Origin of the sequence: Sphingomonas sp. (assembly GCF_965248875.1) — a bacterium.
Classification (GTDB): Bacteria; Pseudomonadota; Alphaproteobacteria; order Sphingomonadales; family Sphingomonadaceae; genus Sphingomonas.
Window position 1 is genome coordinate 1,244,302 of record NZ_CBDFKR010000011.1, and the last position, 17,283, is coordinate 1,261,584.

17 protein-coding genes and 1 pseudogene are annotated in these 17,283 nt (G+C 68.6%); 5 read left to right on the forward strand and 13 right to left on the reverse strand.

The window, feature by feature from the left end; genetic code table 11:
• Nucleotides 1-85: 85 nt before the first annotated feature.
• From atpA to ACP2AD_RS13290, 3 genes are all read right to left on the reverse strand, one after another.
• Nucleotides 86-1,615 (reverse strand): F0F1 ATP synthase subunit alpha, encoded by a 1,530-nt coding sequence (gene atpA, locus ACP2AD_RS13280; RefSeq protein ID WP_425230522.1) that lies wholly within the window; start codon nt 1,613-1,615, stop codon nt 86-88.
• Between the two features lie 3 nt (nt 1,616-1,618).
• Entirely contained in the window at nt 1,619-2,218 is a 600-nt protein-coding gene (locus ACP2AD_RS13285; RefSeq protein ID WP_425230523.1) for a F0F1 ATP synthase subunit delta, read from the reverse strand.
• A gap of 192 nt (nt 2,219-2,410) precedes the next feature.
• The gene (locus tag ACP2AD_RS13290) at nt 2,411-2,899 is read right to left on the reverse strand and encodes a hypothetical protein (protein ID WP_425230524.1); all 489 of its coding nucleotides are present in this window, start codon (nt 2,897-2,899) and stop codon (nt 2,411-2,413) included.
• 130 nt (nt 2,900-3,029) lie between these two features.
• On the opposite strand from ACP2AD_RS13290, the gene ACP2AD_RS13295 reads away from it, so the two are divergent.
• Entirely contained in the window at nt 3,030-4,055 is a 1,026-nt protein-coding gene (locus tag ACP2AD_RS13295; RefSeq protein ID WP_425230525.1) for a methylated-DNA--[protein]-cysteine S-methyltransferase, read from the forward strand.
• A gap of 112 nt (nt 4,056-4,167) precedes the next feature.
• The gene (locus tag ACP2AD_RS13300; protein WP_425230526.1) at nt 4,168-5,685 is read left to right on the forward strand and encodes a CpaF family protein; all 1,518 of its coding nucleotides are present in this window, start codon (nt 4,168-4,170) and stop codon (nt 5,683-5,685) included.
• A 21-nt stretch (nt 5,686-5,706) separates the two neighbouring features.
• Here ACP2AD_RS13300 and ACP2AD_RS13305 read toward each other — a convergent pair whose 3' ends face one another.
• The 6 genes and pseudogenes from ACP2AD_RS13305 to ACP2AD_RS13330 all read right to left on the reverse strand — a co-directional run bounded on the left by ACP2AD_RS13305 (nt 5,707) and on the right by ACP2AD_RS13330 (nt 10,994).
• Nucleotides 5,707-5,961 (reverse strand): hypothetical protein, encoded by a 255-nt coding sequence (locus ACP2AD_RS13305; RefSeq protein ID WP_425231198.1) that lies wholly within the window; start codon nt 5,959-5,961, stop codon nt 5,707-5,709.
• Nucleotides 5,962-6,223: 262 nt separating this feature from the next.
• Nucleotides 6,224-7,414, reverse strand: a pseudogene (locus ACP2AD_RS13310) (hypothetical protein); the annotation flags it as partial.
• A gap of 95 nt (nt 7,415-7,509) precedes the next feature.
• Complete coding sequence (locus ACP2AD_RS13315) at nt 7,510-8,730, reverse strand: glycosyltransferase family 39 protein (RefSeq protein WP_425230527.1); 1,221 nt, start codon at nt 8,728-8,730, stop codon at nt 7,510-7,512.
• Between the two features lie 63 nt (nt 8,731-8,793).
• Complete coding sequence (gene phaR, locus ACP2AD_RS13320; RefSeq protein WP_425230528.1) at nt 8,794-9,363, reverse strand: polyhydroxyalkanoate synthesis repressor PhaR; 570 nt, start codon at nt 9,361-9,363, stop codon at nt 8,794-8,796.
• Nucleotides 9,364-9,453: 90 nt separating this feature from the next.
• Nucleotides 9,454-10,485, reverse strand: a complete 1,032-nt coding sequence (locus ACP2AD_RS13325) for an alanine racemase (protein ID WP_425230529.1) — start codon at nt 10,483-10,485, stop codon at nt 9,454-9,456.
• A gap of 59 nt (nt 10,486-10,544) precedes the next feature.
• On the reverse strand, nt 10,545-10,994 hold the full coding sequence (locus ACP2AD_RS13330; protein WP_425230530.1) for a DUF3617 domain-containing protein: 450 nt from the start codon (nt 10,992-10,994) through the stop codon (nt 10,545-10,547).
• A 68-nt stretch (nt 10,995-11,062) separates the two neighbouring features.
• On the opposite strand from ACP2AD_RS13330, the gene uvrB reads away from it, so the two are divergent.
• Nucleotides 11,063-13,252 carry an excinuclease ABC subunit UvrB gene (uvrB, locus tag ACP2AD_RS13335; protein ID WP_425230531.1) on the forward strand — a complete coding sequence of 730 codons (2,190 nt, stop codon included), beginning with the start codon at nt 11,063-11,065 and terminating at the stop codon, nt 13,250-13,252.
• 137 nt (nt 13,253-13,389) lie between these two features.
• On the opposite strand, the gene ACP2AD_RS13340 is transcribed toward uvrB, so the two are convergent.
• Genes ACP2AD_RS13340 through ACP2AD_RS13350 form a run of 3 tightly spaced genes read right to left on the reverse strand, consistent with a single transcriptional unit; the run spans nt 13,390 to nt 14,295 of the window.
• Nucleotides 13,390-13,797, reverse strand: coding sequence for a hypothetical protein (locus ACP2AD_RS13340; RefSeq protein ID WP_425230532.1), 408 nt, complete (start codon nt 13,795-13,797; stop codon nt 13,390-13,392).
• Nucleotides 13,787-13,930, reverse strand: a complete 144-nt coding sequence (locus ACP2AD_RS13345; protein WP_425230533.1) for a hypothetical protein — start codon at nt 13,928-13,930, stop codon at nt 13,787-13,789. Before ACP2AD_RS13345 ends, ACP2AD_RS13340 begins: the two co-directional genes overlap by 11 nt.
• Nucleotides 13,927-14,295, reverse strand: a complete 369-nt coding sequence (locus ACP2AD_RS13350; RefSeq protein ID WP_425230534.1) for a PRC-barrel domain-containing protein — start codon at nt 14,293-14,295, stop codon at nt 13,927-13,929. Before ACP2AD_RS13350 ends, ACP2AD_RS13345 begins: the two co-directional genes overlap by 4 nt.
• Before the next feature lie 83 nt (nt 14,296-14,378).
• On the opposite strand from ACP2AD_RS13350, the gene ACP2AD_RS13355 reads away from it, so the two are divergent.
• Nucleotides 14,379-14,903, forward strand: a complete 525-nt coding sequence (locus ACP2AD_RS13355) for a hypothetical protein (protein ID WP_425230535.1) — start codon at nt 14,379-14,381, stop codon at nt 14,901-14,903.
• A gap of 446 nt (nt 14,904-15,349) precedes the next feature.
• Nucleotides 15,350-15,979, forward strand: coding sequence for a hypothetical protein (locus tag ACP2AD_RS13360; RefSeq protein ID WP_425230536.1), 630 nt, complete (start codon nt 15,350-15,352; stop codon nt 15,977-15,979).
• Here ACP2AD_RS13360 and ACP2AD_RS13365 read toward each other — a convergent pair.
• On the reverse strand, nt 15,976-17,163 hold the full coding sequence (locus tag ACP2AD_RS13365; RefSeq protein WP_425230537.1) for an NAD(P)/FAD-dependent oxidoreductase: 1,188 nt from the start codon (nt 17,161-17,163) through the stop codon (nt 15,976-15,978). The genes ACP2AD_RS13360 and ACP2AD_RS13365 overlap by 4 nt on opposite strands.
• Nucleotides 17,164-17,283 lie beyond the last annotated feature (120 nt).

Consider the following 17,283-nt stretch of genomic DNA (forward strand, 5'->3'; position numbering starts at 1 on the left):
GCGAGGCAATGCTGAAGCAACCAAGCTTCTCGCTCCGGCAGGCTAAGCTGTACAGAGCCATTGTCGGCGCGGCTGATCTGCACTCTTAAGCGAACGTCTTTGCGAACGCGCCCAGTGCCGTCTTCAACGCCTCGGTCGTCTCCTTCGACAGGTCGCGCTTGTCGCGGATGTCGGTCAGCAGGTCGGCATGGTCGCTGCGCATCGTCGAGAGCATCGCCTGCTCGTAGCGCACCACGTCGGTCGTCGGCACGGTGTCGAGGAAGCCGTTGGTGCCCGCGAAGATCGACACCGTCTGCTCCTCGAACGGCATCGGTGCGAACTGCGCCTGCTTGAGCAATTCGGTCAGCCGCGCGCCGCGGTTGAGCAGGCGCTGGGTCGAGGCATCGAGATCAGAACCGAACTGCGCAAACGCCGCCATTTCGCGATACTGCGCCAGCTCCAGCTTGATCGAGCCCGAAACCTTCTTCATCGCCTTGGTCTGCGCGGCGGAACCCACGCGCGACACGCTCAGGCCGACGTTGATCGCCGGGCGGATGCCCGCGAAGAACAGGTCGGTCTCGAGGAAGATCTGGCCGTCGGTGATCGAGATGACGTTGGTCGGAATATAGGCCGACACGTCGCCCGCCTGGGTCTCGATGATCGGCAGCGCGGTCAGCGACCCGCCGCCATTGGCGTCCGACATCTTGGCTGCACGCTCCAGCAGGCGCGAGTGAAGGTAGAACACGTCGCCCGGATACGCCTCGCGGCCCGGCGGGCGGCGCAGCAGCAGCGACATCTGGCGATAGGCGACGGCCTGCTTCGACAGATCGTCGAACACGATCAGCGCGTGCATGCCGTTGTCGCGGAAATACTCGCCCATCGCGGTGCCGGTGTAGGGCGCGAGGAACTGGAGCGGCGCAGGCTCGGACGCGGTCGCGGCGACGACGATGGAATAGTCCATCGCGCCATTCTCTTCGAGCGTCTTCACCAGCTGCGCGACGGTCGAGCGCTTCTGCCCGACCGCGACATAGACGCAGTAGAGCTTCTTCTTCTCGTCGTCGCCGGCGTTGACCGCCTTCTGGTTGATGAACGCGTCGATCGCGACCGCCGACTTGCCGGTCTGGCGGTCGCCGATGATGAGCTCGCGCTGGCCGCGGCCGACCGGCACCAGCGCGTCGATCGCCTTGAGCCCGGTCTGCACCGGTTCGCTCACCCCCTGGCGCGGGATGATGCCGGGCGCCTTGACCTCGACGCGGCTGCGCTTTTCGGCGACGATCGGGCCCTTGCCGTCGATCGGGTTGCCCAGCCCGTCGACCACGCGGCCGAGCAGGCCCTTGCCGACCGGCACGTCGACGATGGTGCCGGTGCGCTTGACGGTGTCGCCCTCGCGGATCTCCGCGTCCGAGCCGAAGATCACGACGCCGACATTGTCGGCCTCGAGGTTGAGCGCCATGCCCTGCACGCCATTGGCGAACTCGACCATCTCACCGGCCTGAACATTGTCCAGGCCATAGATGCGCGCGATGCCGTCGCCGACGCTCAGCACCTGGCCAGTCTCGCTGACCTGGGCCTCGGTGCCGAAATTGGCGATCTGGTCCTTGATGACCTTGGAGATTTCCGCGGCGCGGATGTCCATGTGCTAACCCTTCATGGCGCTGGAGAGCGCGTTCAACCGTGTACGGATGGAGGAATCGATCATCTGCGAGCCGATCCGCACGACCAGCCCGCCGAGCAGGTCGGGATCGACGGCGAGGTCGACATTGACGTCGCGGCCGACGCGCTGGCGCAGCTGCTGCTTCAGCGCATCGACCTGATCGCCGTCGAGCGGGTGTGCGCTCGTCACCTCGGCGGTGACCTCGCCGCGGTAGCGTGCCGCCAGCTGGCGAAAGGCGCGGATGATCGCGGGCAGCTGCCCCAGCCGCCGGTTCTCCGCCAGCACGCCGAGAAAGCTCCTGGTGGTGGGGTCGACACCAAGCCGGTCGGCGGTGGCGAGCACCGCCTTGGCAGCCTGCCCGCGCGCGACCACCGGGCTGGTCGTCAGCGTGCGAAAGTCGGCCGACTCGTCCAGCGCCTGCCGCACGGCGGCGAGGCTCGCCTCGACCGCGTCGATCGACCCGGCACCGTTCGGGGCATCCGCCGCCAGCTCGAACAGCGCCAGCGCATAGCGGCCGCCGATGCTCGCCTGCACCCCGCCGCCCCCGCCTGCGCCACCGCCAAAATTACCGCTGGATGCCTCCACGCGATCGTTGTCCTCGCTCAGTCTGGTCAGATCACGCGGCAAAGGCGGCGCCGAACGGCGCCTGCCGGTGAGTTGGCGCGCGGTTAGCAAAGGGGTCCGCGTTGCGCAAGCGTTGCGGGCGGGGTGGCGCGACGCCATGCGGACGCCGAAAGGTTCGCGGACGCAGTCTAGCAGAGCAGGTGATGCTCGCCGCTAGTGAATGACGACGGACCCCGCGCCGCCGCCGTCGGAGAGGTTCGACTGCCATCTCCGTCCCGTTTGCCGGTCGGTGATTACGACATAGACCTGCGCCGGCAACGGCCGGCCCTGCTCGATTTGAAAGCCGAACAGATTGAACTCGGCCGCCGACGTGGCCGCACAATAGCCGTACAGCCGCTGGCCGCTTGCGGTGAAAATGTCGACCCAGGCACGCGAGGCGCTCGCGTTGCCGCCGCACGCCGGCAGGGTAGGCGCTGCGGTCCAGAAGGCGGCTGGGTACATGTCGCGATTGGTAATGCGGTAGGTCTGGCGCACCCAGCTCTTGCCGTTCGCCTGATACTGCTCCTGCCCGACATGGACGAGGACGGGGTTGGGCAGCGCCAGCGTCACGGCGGGCACCGCCAGCCGCGGCGCGGTCAGCGTCTGCGCCACCGCGGGCGCGCCGAAGGTGGTCAGGAGAAGGGCGAAGGTCGACGGCTTCATGGCTGGTTCCCGGTTCGTCGAGAGCGAAAGATGCCCATTAGACGACAACCAGTCCCGCCACCGGCCACCATGCCGGTTTGATCGCAACCCGCGGGATGCGCAGGTGCGCGCGGGCGCATACATCCGGCGCATGGACAGCATCGACTCCGATCAGGCCTGGGCCGCCTTTGCCGCCAGAGACCGCGCCGCCGACGGACGCTTCATCGCCGGCGTCGCGACGACCGGCATCTATTGCAAGCCCAGCTGCCCGGCACGGCGGCCGCGGCGCGAGAACGTCGTCTTCTTCGCCGACGGCGCGGCGGCGCAGCAGGCGGGGTTCCGCGCCTGCCGCCGCTGCCTGCCGGACGACGTGGCGCGCGATACGCGAGCGGTGGCCGAGGCGCTGCTGCTGCAGGAAGCAACCCCCAATCTGCCGCTCGGCGCTCTGGCGGCGGCGGTCGGCTATGCGCCGCATCATTTCCTGCGGCTGTTCCGGCGCGCGACCGGCGTCACGCCGGCGGCCTGGGCGCGGGGGCGGCGCGCCGAACAAGCGGCAACCGCGCTGAGCGCGGAGGGCAGCGTCACCGAGGCGATCTATGCCGCGGGCTATTCGGGGCCGAGCCGCTTCTACGCGGGTGCGGCGCCGCGGCTGGGAATGCGCCCCACCGCCTGGGCGAAGGGCGGGGCGGGCGAGGCGATCCGCTGGACGATCGTCGAGACCAGCCTGGGGCCGCTGCTGATCGCCGCGACCGAGCGGGGGCTGTGCCGCGTCGCGTTCGACGAGGATGAGGCCGGGCTGCGCGCCCGCTTTCCGGCGGCGCGGGTCGAGCCGGGCGGCGACGCGCTGACCGCTCTCGCGCGCGACGTCGTCGCCGCCGTCGAGCATCCCGCCCGCGGCCATGCACTGCCGCTCGACCGGCGCGGCACCGCGTTTCAGGAGGCTGTGTGGCGGGCGCTCGCCCGCATCCCGGCGGGCGAAACGCGCAGCTATGCCGACCTCGCCGCGCTCGCCGGCCGGCCCGGCGCGATGCGCGCCGCGGGCAGCGCCTGTGGCGCGAACCCGCTGGCGGTGCTGGTCCCCTGTCACCGCGCCCGGCGCGCCGACGGCGGCGCGGGCGGCTACGCCTGGGGGCTGGACCGCAAGGCGGCGCTGCAGGCGAAGGAGCGAACGGGCTGATTCCTTCTATTTTCGAAGGATTTGAGCGCCGTAGGCAGCCGCCGGATGCGATAGTTAGCTAAATCTAAACCTCCGCCCCCTACCCCCTCCGCACCGAGGTCGAGGGTTGGGCATGAGTGCGTTCGGGCGGCGTAACGGCATGGGTGGCAGCGCAGGGCCGCGGCCGGCCTTCGGCGTCGCGCGGCCGATGCAGGGCGGTTCGCCGGCGAAGGACACCGATGGCGGCAGCCAGTTTCCGCCGCTCGAGGCGCTCGGCGCCGACGAGACGCTGGGCGGCACGATGCCCGGCATGCAGATGGACGCGATGCAGCGCCTCGCGGAGCGGCAGAACGCCTCGGGCGAGGCGGGCAACAGCCGCACCGAAGGGTTCGAATCCTCCATCCACAAGATCAAGGAGCAGGTGCTGCCGCGCCTGCTCGAGCGGGTCGATCCCGAGGCGGCGGCGACGCTGGGCAAGGACGAGCTGGCCGAAGAGTTCCGCCCGATCATCGGCGAAGTGCTCGCCGAGCTGAAGCTGACGCTCAACCGCCGCGAGCAGTTCGCGTTGGAAAAAGTGCTGGTCGACGAGCTGCTCGGGCTTGGGCCTTTGGAGGAGCTGCTTGCCGATCCGAACATCTCCGACATCATGGTCAACGGCCCGGAGCAGACCTATGTCGAGCGCAAGGGCAAGCTGGAGCTGGCGCAGATCCAGTTCCGCGACGAGGAGCATCTGTTCCAGATCGCGCAGCGCATCGTCAATTCGGTCGGCCGCCGCGTCGACCAGACCACCCCGCTCGCCGACGCCCGCCTCAAGGACGGCAGCCGCGTCAACGTCATCGTGCCGCCACTGTCGCTGCGCGGCACCGCCATCTCGATCCGCAAGTTTTCCGCCAAGCCGATCACGCTCGACATGATGGCGGGCTTCGGCAGCATGAGCACGAAGATGGCGACGGCGCTGAAGATCGCCGGCGCCTGCCGCTTCAACATCGTCATTTCGGGCGGCACGGGCTCGGGCAAGACGACGATGCTCAATGCCCTGTCGAAGATGATCGACCCCGGCGAGCGTGTGCTGACGATCGAGGACGCGGCCGAACTCCGGCTGCAGCAGCCGCACTGGCTGCCGCTCGAGACGCGCCCCGCCAATCTGGAAGGTCAGGGCGAAATCTCGATCCGCGACCTCGTCAAGAACTCGCTGCGTATGCGGCCCGACCGCATCATCCTCGGCGAAATCCGCGGGTCGGAATGTTTCGACCTGCTCGCCGCGATGAACACCGGCCATGACGGCTCGATGTGCACCCTCCACTCCAACTCCCCGCGCGAGTGCCTGGGGCGCATGGAGAACATGGTGATGATGGGCGACATCAAGATGCCCAAGGAGGCGATCAGCCGCCAGATCGCCGACTCGGTCGACCTCGTCGTCCAGGTCAAGCGCCTGCGCGACGGCTCCCGCCGGGTGACCAACATCACGGAGGTCATCGGCATGGAAGGCCCGGTGATCGTGACGCAGGAGCTGTTCAAGTTCGAGTATCTGGACGAGAGCGCGGACGGCAAGATCGTCGGTGAATATCGTGCGATGGGCCTGCGTCCGTACACGCTCGACAAGGCGCGGCAGTTCGGGTTCGACCAGGCGTTCCTGGAGGCCTGTCTGTAACGCGGGCGATTGGCCGCAGCTCTATTCGTCCCCGCGCTGCTCTTCGCGCAGCCGCAGCCAGGTCCGGTACAGCTCGTCGGAGGCGGGGCCGACCCGCAGTCCCTCGTCCGATCCCGAATTGAGGTGCCCGTAATCCGCCGCGTTGACGCCGACGATCTCGTCGCGGGCAAAGGCGCCGTCGACCGCGACGATCGGCGAGCCCGACGCGCCGCTCCACATGTGGCAGCGGTGAAAGATCGAGTTGTTCAGCCAGCGCGCACGGCATCCCCAGTCCATCGTGATCTCGCTGCCGCCGTTGAGGTCGGCCGAATAGCCCGCGAGCGCGATCCGGAACTCGCCCGCCCGCGCGACCCGCGCCGGATCGGCGATCCGCAGCCAACCCCCCGCCCCCCACCTTCTCGCGCGTCACCAGCAGCGCCCAATCGTTGATGCTGGTATCGCTGAGATGCTGCGCCAGATCGGTGGTGACGACGCGCGCGACGTGACTGGTCGTAACCGCGGTCTGCATCGTCGTGTCGTTGGCCGACGCCGCCCGATATTCGATGGTGAAGGCGCCGGGGGCCAGCACCGCACCCTCGCCATGCTCCGTCGTGACGCAATGGCGATTGGTCAGGATCAGCTTCGGCCCGACGATCGACCCCGTGCATGCGGTGAGGTCGTCGCGTCCCGTCCGGAGCAGGATACGGACGATCCGGCCCGCGTGAAAGGTCGACGCCAGCGCGCCGAACGGGGCTGCGGTCGCCGCCTCACCGCCCTGCACCGCCGCGGCGGTCACCCGCGGCAGCGTCACGCGGATGCCATCGTCGCTCCAATTGCCGTAGGCAGCCGCGCCGAACATGCCGCGCTTGTTCGAATCGATCGCCGATTGCTGCATTGCGACCTGCCGTTCGCTGTTCGCGAGATCGCGGCCGACCTGGCCCAGTTGGCCGCCGGCCTCGCGCAGCGATTGACCTGCGCCCTGCCCGCGCATCAGGCCCAGCCCGGCGCCGAGCAGCCCGGTCAGCGCCGCGCCCCGGCCCCGCGTCGCCGCCTGGTGCTCGGCATCCTGCCGCCCCTGCTGCACGATCTGCCGCTTGCGGTCGAAGGCGGCCTGCGCCTGTTGCTGGAATGCGGTCTGGACCGTACTGAAATCCATGACGCTCTGGCGCAGCGTGTCGAGCGCCTGATGCGGGTCCTGATCCGCCATGTGCGCCGGCGCGAGCCAGGTCAGCCCCTTGAGCACGCGCAGCCGCGGCACCTGGAGCGCCAGGTCGGAAAGATAGACCTGACAGCGTACACACGCGGCGTCCTGCGGGTTGCGGATGACGTAGTTAGGCGACGCCTGGATCGCGGCGATGGCGCGATCGATACAGCGGCGATACGCCTCCAGCCCTATGCGCCGGGCCGCCGCGTTCGCCGCAGGGCCGAGTTCGGCGGCGAACGCGCCGTCGAAGGCGACCAGCCGCGGCCGATCCGTCGAGGCGATCGCCTGCGCCGGGCAATGGGCGGCGAGGCTCGCCTGCACCTGCGATTCCAGCGCACGCAGCGGCCCGCGCTGTTCGGCCGGCGCCAGGGGGGCGGGCGCCTCGGCAAAGGTCGGCAGGCCATCGGCGCTGAGCAGCGGTGCGCGCGGCGCGCCTGGTGGCTGCGCCGCTGCCGGGCGGACCGGCCGGGCATGCCGCGCCGGGGCTGCGTTCGCCATTGCCGCCCAGCTCAGCATCATCGCCGCGAGCGCATATCGACCGGTCATGGCGCGCCTTTTTCAAGCTGGTTACACGAGCGCCCCGGCGGCGTAGGCGCCGCTCTGCGGTCAGCATCCGCCCGGCCGCGCCCGATTGCAACGGCCTATCGATGCGCAGCCGCGGCGGGCTGCCCCTGCCCGGCGGCGTGACGGACCGCAACGATCACCACCGATGCGACCAGCGCCAGCCCCACCAGCGCCGCGGTCAGCCGCGGCCTGACCGGCCACAACCGTGCCGCCAGAACCGCGTCCCACGCTAGCACCGCCAGCAGCGCCAGCACATAATAACGCGGCCGCTGCGACACCATCAGCACATAGGTGACGAACACGAAGGCAAGTGCGGCGACGCCCCCCGCCCGCGCCAGCCAGCGCCGTTCCGCAGGCTCGAGCGCGACTCGCCCGCGCGCCGTCCACCACAGCGCCCCGCCGAGCAGGAACTCGCCGCCGTAAAAGGGATCCAGCACCAGATAAAGGATCGGGTTGACCGTCCAGTGGACGTCGACCGGCCCCGCCGGAACCCAGCGCTCCGCGAGCGCCGGGTTCATCAGCACCGGGCCGCTGAAGGTGCCTCCAGCCATATGGTCGGACGGCACCGCGACATGGTGCAGCGCCACATGAAGCCGATAGAATGGGTCCCCGGTCGCCGCCCATAGCCAGCCGTTCTCGAGCAGGAGCAGCGGCGCCGCACCCGCCGCCACCAGCAGCCAGTCGCGCCGCCGCAACGGCTGTCCCGCGACAAAGCACGCGGCGTAGAGCAGCGGGAGGAAGAAGCTCGTCTCGCGCGTCAGCAACGCCAGCGACGCGGACACCCCCGCGGCAAGCAGCGGTATCGCCCGTCGCGTGCGTCGCGCCGCCGCCTCGCAACAGGCGAGCGAGACGCAGACGAACATCGCCTCCGCCAGGTCGGGGTAAAGCCGCGTCGCCAGCTCGTGCACCAGCGGACTTGCCGCCGCCAGCACGCCCCAGAGCGCCGCCGCCCGCACTCCGAACCGCGCCCGCAGCACTGCCGTGCCCAGCATCAGCAACCCCAGCGCATAGCCGACCGGCACGAGCAGCAGCGCCATCCTGCCCTCGCCGAACAGCCCCGTCGCCAACGCCACCGGCAACACCAGCGGGTGGCGCAGTTCCCAGTGCAGCGTCCCCACCACCGGCCCATGCGCCCACCACGCGCGCGCCGCTGCAAGGTAGCGCATGTCGTCGGATCCGCCGCCGACAAACACGATCGGCTTGGCGAGGAACAGCAGCAGCGCCAGCGCAGCGACGCCGAGCGGGAGAGCGCGGGCGCCGCTGACGCGATGTAGGACGGTTGCGATCTTGATGGTCATCGCCATGTCTCCCCTGACGGGAGAGGAAGCACGCGCGGATCGGTCGCGCTCACGGCAGCGGCGCTATCGCCCCAGCTTCTCGACCTTCTCGTGCAGCGCCGCCAGTTCCGCGCGCAGCGCCGCGATCTCGGCGTCCTTGCTCGGCTCGGCCGCGGCCGGCTTGGGCGCGACCCCGCCCGGCTTGAACGCCTTGGTCGCGGCGTCGAACATCGCCATGTTGCGCTTGGCGATCTCCGCGAAGGGCGAGTTGGCGAAGGCGCCCTCCACCGCCGAGCGGAACTGTTCCTGGTTGCGGCGGAAGCTCTCCATCGATGCCTCCAGATAGCCCGGCACCACCGCCTGCATCGAATCGCCGTACAGCGAGATCAGCTGGCGCAGGAAATTGACCGGCAGCATCTGCTGGCCGCCGTCCTTGCCCTCCGCCTCCATAATGATCTGCGTCAGGATATTGTGGGTTATGTCTTCCTCGGTCTTGGCGTCGACGACCTTGAAGTCACGTCCGTCGCGCGTCATCGCGGCGAGGTGTTCCAGCGTGATGTAGGACGAGCTTTCGGTGTTGTAGAGCCGCCGGTTGGCGTATTTCTTGATCGTGACCGGCGCTCCCTGCGCACCGTCACCCGCCAGCTTCTTCATCGTCGTCCTCGCACCTTGATCCAGATTTACTAGACGCTTTGGTGCGGCGCAACAACTGATGTTTTGCTGCGCAGCATCGCCGCAGCGTGACTACGCTGTCCAGCGCCGGTCGAAACGGCTGCCCAACCCTGTCAGCAGCTCATATTGCGACAGGCCGGACGATGCCGCCGCAGCGGGCAATGCATAATCGATGCTCACCCAGTCGCCCTCGGCAAGCCGCGGGGCGAAGGTGACGTCCACCGCGATCAGGTCCATCGACACCCGGCCCAGGACCGGCAGCAGCACGCCATCCACGCTCACCGTGCCGCGACCGGAAAAGCCGCGCAGATAGCCGTCGGCATAACCGATGTTGAGGATCGCAACCTCCGTATCGGCCGTCGCTGTCCAGGTCGCGTTATATCCAACTGTGTCACCGATCGCGACGCGCCGCCGTTGCAGTATCTCGGCTTCCGGAAACACCACCTGCCGCACGATGTCGGCCAACTCGCCGCGCGGTACGCCGCCGTACAGCGCCAGCCCCGGCCGGGTCAGATCAAAGGCATAATCGCGTCCCAGTGCGATCCCCGCCGAGTTGGCAAGGCTCAGCCGCCGCGCGCCGGTCGCGTCGCGAATAGCCGCCAGGGCGTCACGCTGCCCTGCATTGCGCGGGCTGTCCTCGTCGGCAGATACAAGGTGGCTCATCAGCGTATCGATGCCCAATCCGTCAAGCAGCCCCTCGCGCACCTCGGCGGCCGACACGCCCAGCCGGTTCATCCCGGTGTCGACCATCACGTCGCACATCCCACCGCCCGCCTGGCGCCAGCGCGCGACCTGCGCGGCCGTATTGAGCACCGGCCGCGCCGGACCGGCTAGCGCCGCCGCAAGGTCTGCCTCACGGATACCGTGCAGCACCGACAGCGATAGCCCGAACGGCGGGAACGCCGCCGCCTCGTCCCAGGTCGCGACGAAGAATTCGCGGCAGCCGGCATTGGCGAGCATCGTCACCGCCTGCGCGACGCCCAGTCCATAGGCATCGGCCTTGACCGCCGCCCCGCACGCCGCCGAGCCGCTCAGCCGATCGAGCGCCTGCCAATTGGCGGCAAGCGCGGCGCCGTCCAGGCGCAGGCGGAGGGGAGCGGACATGAGCGGGCTGCTAACGCGCCGCGGCGGCGGCGGCTAGCCGGGATGCAGGCGCCGCCGCTTCAGCACGCGCCCGTGCGACGGCTGACCGCATGCGAGCGCATCGTCATCGGCGATCTGCCGGTCGCCTGACCGCTCGCGTCCATCGTCATCGACGTCGGCGTGTAGCTGCCCGTCGAGTGCATGGTCATCGTGCTGCCTGGCTGTGCACAGACCATGCTACCCTCGATATGGCCGCCGCTCATCGTGAAGCTGGTGTAGCGGCACCGCCCACCCGAGCGGTCGGCGACGGCGCGCGGCCCCGCCGCCGCCTGGGCCGGCGTGACACAGGCGCTGACCGTGGTCGGATGTCCCCGCATCATCGCCGCTATCCGCGGCAGCGCGCCGGGCACGTGGATGTCGGTGATGGTGAGGGTGGTCGTCCATCGGCCGGGCTGGATCGGCCCCGGCTGGCCAGGCGCCATCGCGGCGACGCAAAGCAGTGCGGCAAGCAGCAGGGTGGGCTTGAGCATCATGTACCCCCAATCGGCTGTTCCCGCTTCGTTGCGGGCCAGCGGCATCCGTCCCATATTGTCCTACTATGGCAATCCAGATTCGCACCAGCCTCGCCGAGCCCGAAACGGGCGACAGCTTCGTGCCCCACCGCCCGGCCCGCCCGCCAAAGGTCGAAGGCGGCAAGGCATTCAGGCTGGTCAGCGATTATACGCCGTCGGGTGATCAGCCGACCGCGATCGAGGAGCTCGTCACGTCCGCGCGCGCCGGCGACAAGGACCAGGTGCTGCTGGGCGTCACCGGCTCAGGCAAGACCTTCACGATGGCCAAGGTGATCGAAGCTCTCCAGCGCCCCGCGCTGATCCTCGCGCCCAACAAGATCCTGGCGGCGCAATTATACGGAGAGTTCAAGTCGTTCTTTCCCGAGAACGCGGTCGAGTATTTCGTCAGCTACTACGACTATTACCAGCCCGAAGCCTATGTTCCGCGCTCCGACACGTACATCGAGAAGGAAAGCTCGGTGAACGAGGGCATCGACCGGATGCGCCACTCCGCCACCCGATCGCTGCTGGAGCGCGACGACGTTATCATCGTCGCCTCGGTCAGCTGCATCTACGGTATCGGCTCGGTCGAGACCTATTCGGCGATGATCTTTGACCTGAAAAAGGGCCAGACCGCCGATCAGCGCGAGATCGTCCGCAAACTCGTGGCGCTGCAATACAAGCGCAACGACGCCGCCTTCGCGCGCGGCAGTTTCCGGGTGAAGGGCGACAACCTCGAAATCTTCCCGTCGCATTATGAAGATGCCGCGTGGCGGGTCAGCTTCTTCGGTGACGACATCGAGAGCATCACCGAGTTCGATCCGTTGACTGGCGCGAAGATCGCCTCGCTCAACAGCGTCCGCATCTATGCGAACAGCCACTATGTCACCCCCGGTCCGACGATGAAGCAGGCGACCGAGGCGATCCGCCACGAGATGGTCGAGCGGCTCAAGGAGCTGGAGGCGGAGGGCAAGCTGATCGAGCATCAGCGGCTGGAGCAGCGTACCAATTTCGACCTGGAGATGATCGCCGCCACCGGCAGCTGCAACGGCATCGAGAATTACAGCCGCTTCCTGACCGGCCGCCTACCCGGCGAGCCGCCCCCCACGCTGTTCGAATATCTGCCCGAAAACGCACTGCTGTTCGTCGACGAGAGCCACGTCACCGTGCCGCAGGTCGGCGGCATGGCGCGCGGCGACCACCGGCGGAAAATCACGCTCGCCGAATACGGCTTCCGTCTGCCGTCGTGCATCGACAACCGTCCGCTGCGCTTCAATGAATGGGATGCGATGCGGCCGCAGACGATCAGCGTCTCGGCGACACCCGGTGGCTGGGAGATGGAGCAGACCGGCGGCGTATTTGCCGAACAGGTGATCCGCCCGACCGGGCTGATCGACCCGCCGGTCGAGATCAAGCCGGTCGAGGAACAGGTGCAGGACCTGATCGTCGAGTGTCAGAAGACGACCACGCTCGGCTATCGCACCCTGGTCACCACGCTGACCAAGCGGATGGCCGAGGACCTGACCGAATATATGCACGAGGCGGGGATCAAGGTCCGCTACATGCATTCCGACGTCGAGACGCTGGAACGGATCGAGCTGATCCGCGACCTGCGATTGGGGGTCTATGACGTGCTGATCGGCATCAACCTGCTGCGCGAGGGGCTCGACATCCCCGAATGCGGGCTGGTCGCAATCCTCGACGCGGACAAGGAGGGATTTCTCCGCTCCGAAACGTCGCTGATCCAGACCATCGGGCGCGCCGCGCGCAACGTCGATGGCCGCGTCATCCTCTATGCGGACCGCATCACCGGCTCGATGGAGCGCGCGATGAACGAAACCGCACGGCGCCGCGAGAAGCAGGAGGAATACAACACGCTCCACGGCATCACGCCGACGACGATCCGGCGGAATATCGGCGACATCATCGCGCATGTCGCGTCGAAGGATCAGGTAACGGTCGACATCGACGCGGACCGCCCGCACATGGTCGGCCATAATCTGCGCGCCTATATCGAGGACCTCGAGAAGAAGATGCGCAAGGCCGCGTCCGACCTCGAGTTCGAGGAAGCCGGCCGGCTGCGTGACGAGATCAGGCAGCTGGAGAACGATGAGCTCGGCCTGCCGGCGCACGAGCAGAAAGCGCCGATCATGGGCCGCAGTAACGAGGGCAAACCCGGCACGCGCAAAACGCGCTTCGGCAAGCAGCAGCAGTTCAAGGCGCGGCGGCGGGCATAGGGATTGCAGCCCCTCAGCGCCGATCAGCCAATAAAAGGCCGACCAGTCCGAGTGGCGGTCCCCGAAATGCGCCGACTGCGCGGCGCAGATGCGGACAACAGGGCGACCCGCGCCTTTCGGAAAACCTCACCCCAACGTCAGGGCAGAACGACACCACTATCGTCCACCGCGAGTGCGCCACCGCCGCAACGTCGTGCCAGCATCTGCATCGCCATCCACATCCGGCGAAGTTTCGCCCGGCCGGCCGTGTCCTGCACATCGGCAACGACTGCGATCTGGAACGCCGTGCCCCGCAGGAAGACGAACACGTCCTCCAGCGCGACCGTGTCCACCGTGCGCCAGTTCACTACCCAACGGCCCTGCGCGCCCTTTAGCGTCGTGACGCACCCCGCGGTCACCACGCTCTGCAGGCGCGAACTGGAGTGGTGAAGATCATCCTCGACTTCGATGATCCACCCGGCGAAACTCGCCGCAAGCGGATCGGGCGTCGCCGCGGCCGGTGCAGCCTGGGTGATCAGCAGCGCGATCAGCGCCTCAACGGCCACCCTTACCCTCGCCGCTCGGCTCCGCTTCGATCGTCTGCGGCGGCGCGGGCGGCGGCTTTCCCTCCGCGTCCTTGTCGGGATCGGTCAACAGGTCGTCGGCGATCTCCTGCACCGCGTTTTCCTTCTCGCTCATGCCTGTCTCTCCACCGCCGCCTCACCGGCATAATAGCGCGCCACTCGTTCGGTATAGGCTGCGTCGAATGCCGGCGCGTGATTGGCCCAGCTCGGCCCGCCCTTTAGCACCTGCGGCTCGACACGCACGACATAGACATCGCGCACCGGATCGAACGCCAGCAGGTCGAACGGCACCGGATAAAAGCTCTTGCCCATTCCCAGGAAGCCACCAAGGCTGAGAACCGCGTAGCCGGCGCGTCCCGAGCCTTTGTCGACCACATAAGCGTAGACGGACCCGACCGCCGCGCCGTCGCGGGTCTCCGAGCGAGGGGCCTCGGCGGCGACGGCCTGGACCAGCAGCGGTGAGGAAGGATTGATTGCCATGCCTGCCCAACCCTGCGCCCCGCCGCCCGGTTCCCGCGATGGGTATGGTTGAGGCGGCGCTGGCGCTGGGGCATAGGGCCGGCATGCGTGTCGCCGCCCTTTTCCTGCTCGCTCTCTGCGCGATCAGCTGCGCGCCCAAGCCGCAGGCGGCCCTGGTCCGGCCGTCCCCACCGCCGGCTGCGCCGCATGCCATCGCACCGCCGCTGCTCCCAGCCGACTGGCGCGAGTGGCCGCAGACGCCGGGCACCTGGCGCTACACGGCGGATGCGCGCGGCTCGGTGGCGATGTTCGGCCGGGTAGGCAGCGACGCCGTCGCCGTCCTGCGCTGCGATCGGCGTGGCGGACGCCTGTTCCTGTCGGTCGCCGGATCGGAGCCCGCGACGCTGACGGTACGGACCAGCAGCGTCACACGCACGCTCCCGGTCGGCGCCACGGACGGCATGCCGCCCTACCTCGCCGCGACACTGACGCCCGCCGATCCGCTGCTCGACGCGATGGCGTTCAGCCGTGGGCGGTTTGTGTTGAGCCTCGCCGAGGCCAGAGGTGGACCGCTGGTGCTTCCCGCCTGGGCGGAAGTCGGCCGGGTGGTGGAGGATTGCCGCGCCTGACGACCCCGGTCGAAGCGCAGTCTGTCCTAGGCGAAGTGTTGATTCTGACGGGGTCTTCGCCACAATTCAAGGCTTGTAAGTTGATGCGTCAACCCGCACATTATGCGGGCAGCGCAACAGCGCTGCGTCGTTATCAACAAGCGAAAGGAGGTGATCCGATGTCTCATGGTTCAGCAATGGGGTCGGTTCAGTTCGTTCGGGGGACCGGCGTCTAGGATCATCCGACGCGCCGGGGGGTATTCTCCCCCAGTCAACGGCGTTGAAGTGGTTCAAGAGGCCGCATGGTCTCCCGGGCTGGAGCTCTCCGGCCGCTGACCATGTTAGGAGGTTGTCGGGCATTCTTCGGGATGTCCGGCAACCTCTTCTCATATCTGACCGTATCTGCATCGCCGGACGGTCGGTTGTGCGGCACGCAGGAGGACTTGGTGCGACGACGAATTGCGCTGATGTTCGATCGCAGAACCGCATCGGTCAGTGATGCGCGCGCGCCGGTCGATGCCGACGAGCAGGGAACGATCGATCGCTTCCTGGCGCAGATCGACACCATCGTCGCCGCCGCGCCCGATCGACATGCGCCTGATGGCAAGAAGGGCAAGGCGGGCGTCGTCAGCGCCACCGCCGCGCTGGCGATGGCGGTCGTGGCTGGCCTGGCGATAGTCCATCCTTCGGCGCATTTCGCTTCCTTGGACACCATGCCCCTCCATGCGACGCCCACACTTCCGGGCCCATCATCGGCAAGCGGGCAGACGCAGCGGGAATTCACGCCGGCGGTGCCCTCCGCCCCCGCCGCAGGGTCCGATCGCCGCGAACCTGTCGCCGTCATGCCCGAGCCGCGCACCGTTGCTATGGCGCCACCGGATCGCAGGCAGATCAAACCCGGTCGCGGCCACCTCTCGCTCGACCTGACGGCGCTCCCGCCCGATCCGCCTGCCTTGCTGCAGCCCGCCAACCCATCGGGCAACGGCGAGGTCGCGCGCCACCTCACCGGCGAGGCACAGCGACTGGCGCTGATCGCCGACGCCGAAAATACCCGCGCGCTCAATCGCGGCGAACTCGAAACGCTGCCCGCCCGTTAGCCGCCGCGGCCGATCGCGCCGCCCGCCGCCCAACCGCTCGCCCAGGCCCATTGGAAATTGTATCCGCCGAGCCAGCCGGTCACGTCCACCGCCTCGCCGATCGCGTACAGCCCGGGCAGATGCCGCGCGGCCATCGTCTGCGACGACAGCCCAGCGGTGGCGATGCCGCCGACCGTTACCTCCGCCTTCGCGAAGCCCTCCGTCCCGTTGGGCAGGAAGCGCCAGTCCGCCAGCGCCTGCGCCGCCGCGGTCAGCGCCGCGTCCTTCGCCCCCGCCAGCTCGCCGATCGCGAGCCGCTCGGCCAGCACCACCGCCAGCCGCTCCGGCAGCGCCCCGCCCAGCACCGTGCGCAGACTGGCGCGCGGCCGCGCCCGCTTGGCCGCCAGCAGCCAGCCCGGCGCCGCGTCGGGCAGAAAATCGACCCCGATCGCCTCGCCGTGCCGCCAATAGCTCGACACCTGCAGGATCGCCGGCCCGGACAGCCCGCGATGGGTGAACAGCGCCGCCTCTGCAAAGCTCGCTTTCCCCGCCCGTGCCACCACCGGCGCCGCTACCCCGGCCAGGTCGCGGAACAGCGCCTCGTCGCCCGGCAGCGTCAACGGCACCAGCGCCGGGCGCGGCTCGACCACCTTCAGCCCGAACCGCCGCGCCAGCTCGTAGGCGAAGCCCGTCGCGCCGAGCTTGGGGATCGACGGCCCGCCGGTCGCGACCACCAGCGCCGGTGCGGCGAACACCCGCCCGCCCTGTGTCACCCGGAAGCCGTCGCCATGCTCAACATCGGTGATCGGCGCGCCGAGCGACTGCATCACCCCGCCCGCCGCGCACTCGTCGAGCAGCATCGCCACGATCTGCCGCGCCGAGCCGTCGCAGAACAGCTGCCCCAGCGTCTTCTCGTGCCACGCGATCCCGTGCCGCTCGACCAGCGCCAGGAAGTCGGCGGGCGTGTACCGCCCTAGCGCCGACTTCGCGAAATGCGGGTTGGCGCTGAGGTAGCGGTCGGGCGCGGTATGAAGGTTGGTGAAGTTGCACCGCCCGCCGCCGGAAATGACGATCTTGCGCCCGGGTTCGGGGGAATGGTCCAGCACCACCACCCGCCGCCCCCGCTGGCCGGCGGTAGCGGCACACATCAACCCCGCGCCGCCCGCGCCGAGGACGATGGCATCGAAGAGTTGGATGGCTGCCATCGCCTGCCCGTCGCACAGTCAGCGTCGGAACGGGAGAGCGCGTCGATGTCCGCTTACGCCCCAGTTCTCGCCGTTTGCTGTAAGGTTCATCATGCCTGAAAGCGGTCATTATTGACATTG

Excerpts from the sequence above, each read along its gene's own strand:
- atpA (WP_425230522.1), bottom strand. The coding sequence starts at position 1,615 with ATGGACATCCGCGCCGCGGAAATCTCCAAGGTCATCAAGGACCAGATC.
- ACP2AD_RS13290 (WP_425230524.1), bottom strand. The coding sequence starts at position 2,899 with ATGAAGCCGTCGACCTTCGCCCTTCTCCTGACCACCTTCGGCGCGCCC.
- ACP2AD_RS13295 (WP_425230525.1), top strand. The coding sequence starts at position 3,030 with ATGGACAGCATCGACTCCGATCAGGCCTGGGCCGCCTTTGCCGCCAGA.
- ACP2AD_RS13300 (WP_425230526.1), top strand. The coding sequence starts at position 4,168 with ATGAGTGCGTTCGGGCGGCGTAACGGCATGGGTGGCAGCGCAGGGCCG.
- ACP2AD_RS13305 (WP_425231198.1), bottom strand. The coding sequence starts at position 5,961 with ATGGACTGGGGATGCCGTGCGCGCTGGCTGAACAACTCGATCTTTCAC.
- ACP2AD_RS13315 (WP_425230527.1), bottom strand. The coding sequence starts at position 8,730 with ATGACCATCAAGATCGCAACCGTCCTACATCGCGTCAGCGGCGCCCGC.
- phaR (WP_425230528.1), bottom strand. The coding sequence starts at position 9,363 with ATGAAGAAGCTGGCGGGTGACGGTGCGCAGGGAGCGCCGGTCACGATC.
- ACP2AD_RS13325 (WP_425230529.1), bottom strand. The coding sequence starts at position 10,485 with ATGTCCGCTCCCCTCCGCCTGCGCCTGGACGGCGCCGCGCTTGCCGCC.
- ACP2AD_RS13330 (WP_425230530.1), bottom strand. The coding sequence starts at position 10,994 with ATGCTCAAGCCCACCCTGCTGCTTGCCGCACTGCTTTGCGTCGCCGCG.
- uvrB (WP_425230531.1), top strand. The coding sequence starts at position 11,063 with ATGGCAATCCAGATTCGCACCAGCCTCGCCGAGCCCGAAACGGGCGAC.
- ACP2AD_RS13345 (WP_425230533.1), bottom strand. The coding sequence starts at position 13,930 with ATGAGCGAGAAGGAAAACGCGGTGCAGGAGATCGCCGACGACCTGTTG.
- ACP2AD_RS13350 (WP_425230534.1), bottom strand. The coding sequence starts at position 14,295 with ATGGCAATCAATCCTTCCTCACCGCTGCTGGTCCAGGCCGTCGCCGCC.
- ACP2AD_RS13355 (WP_425230535.1), top strand. The coding sequence starts at position 14,379 with ATGCGTGTCGCCGCCCTTTTCCTGCTCGCTCTCTGCGCGATCAGCTGC.
- ACP2AD_RS13360 (WP_425230536.1), top strand. The coding sequence starts at position 15,350 with ATGTTCGATCGCAGAACCGCATCGGTCAGTGATGCGCGCGCGCCGGTC.
- ACP2AD_RS13365 (WP_425230537.1), bottom strand. The coding sequence starts at position 17,163 with ATGGCAGCCATCCAACTCTTCGATGCCATCGTCCTCGGCGCGGGCGGC.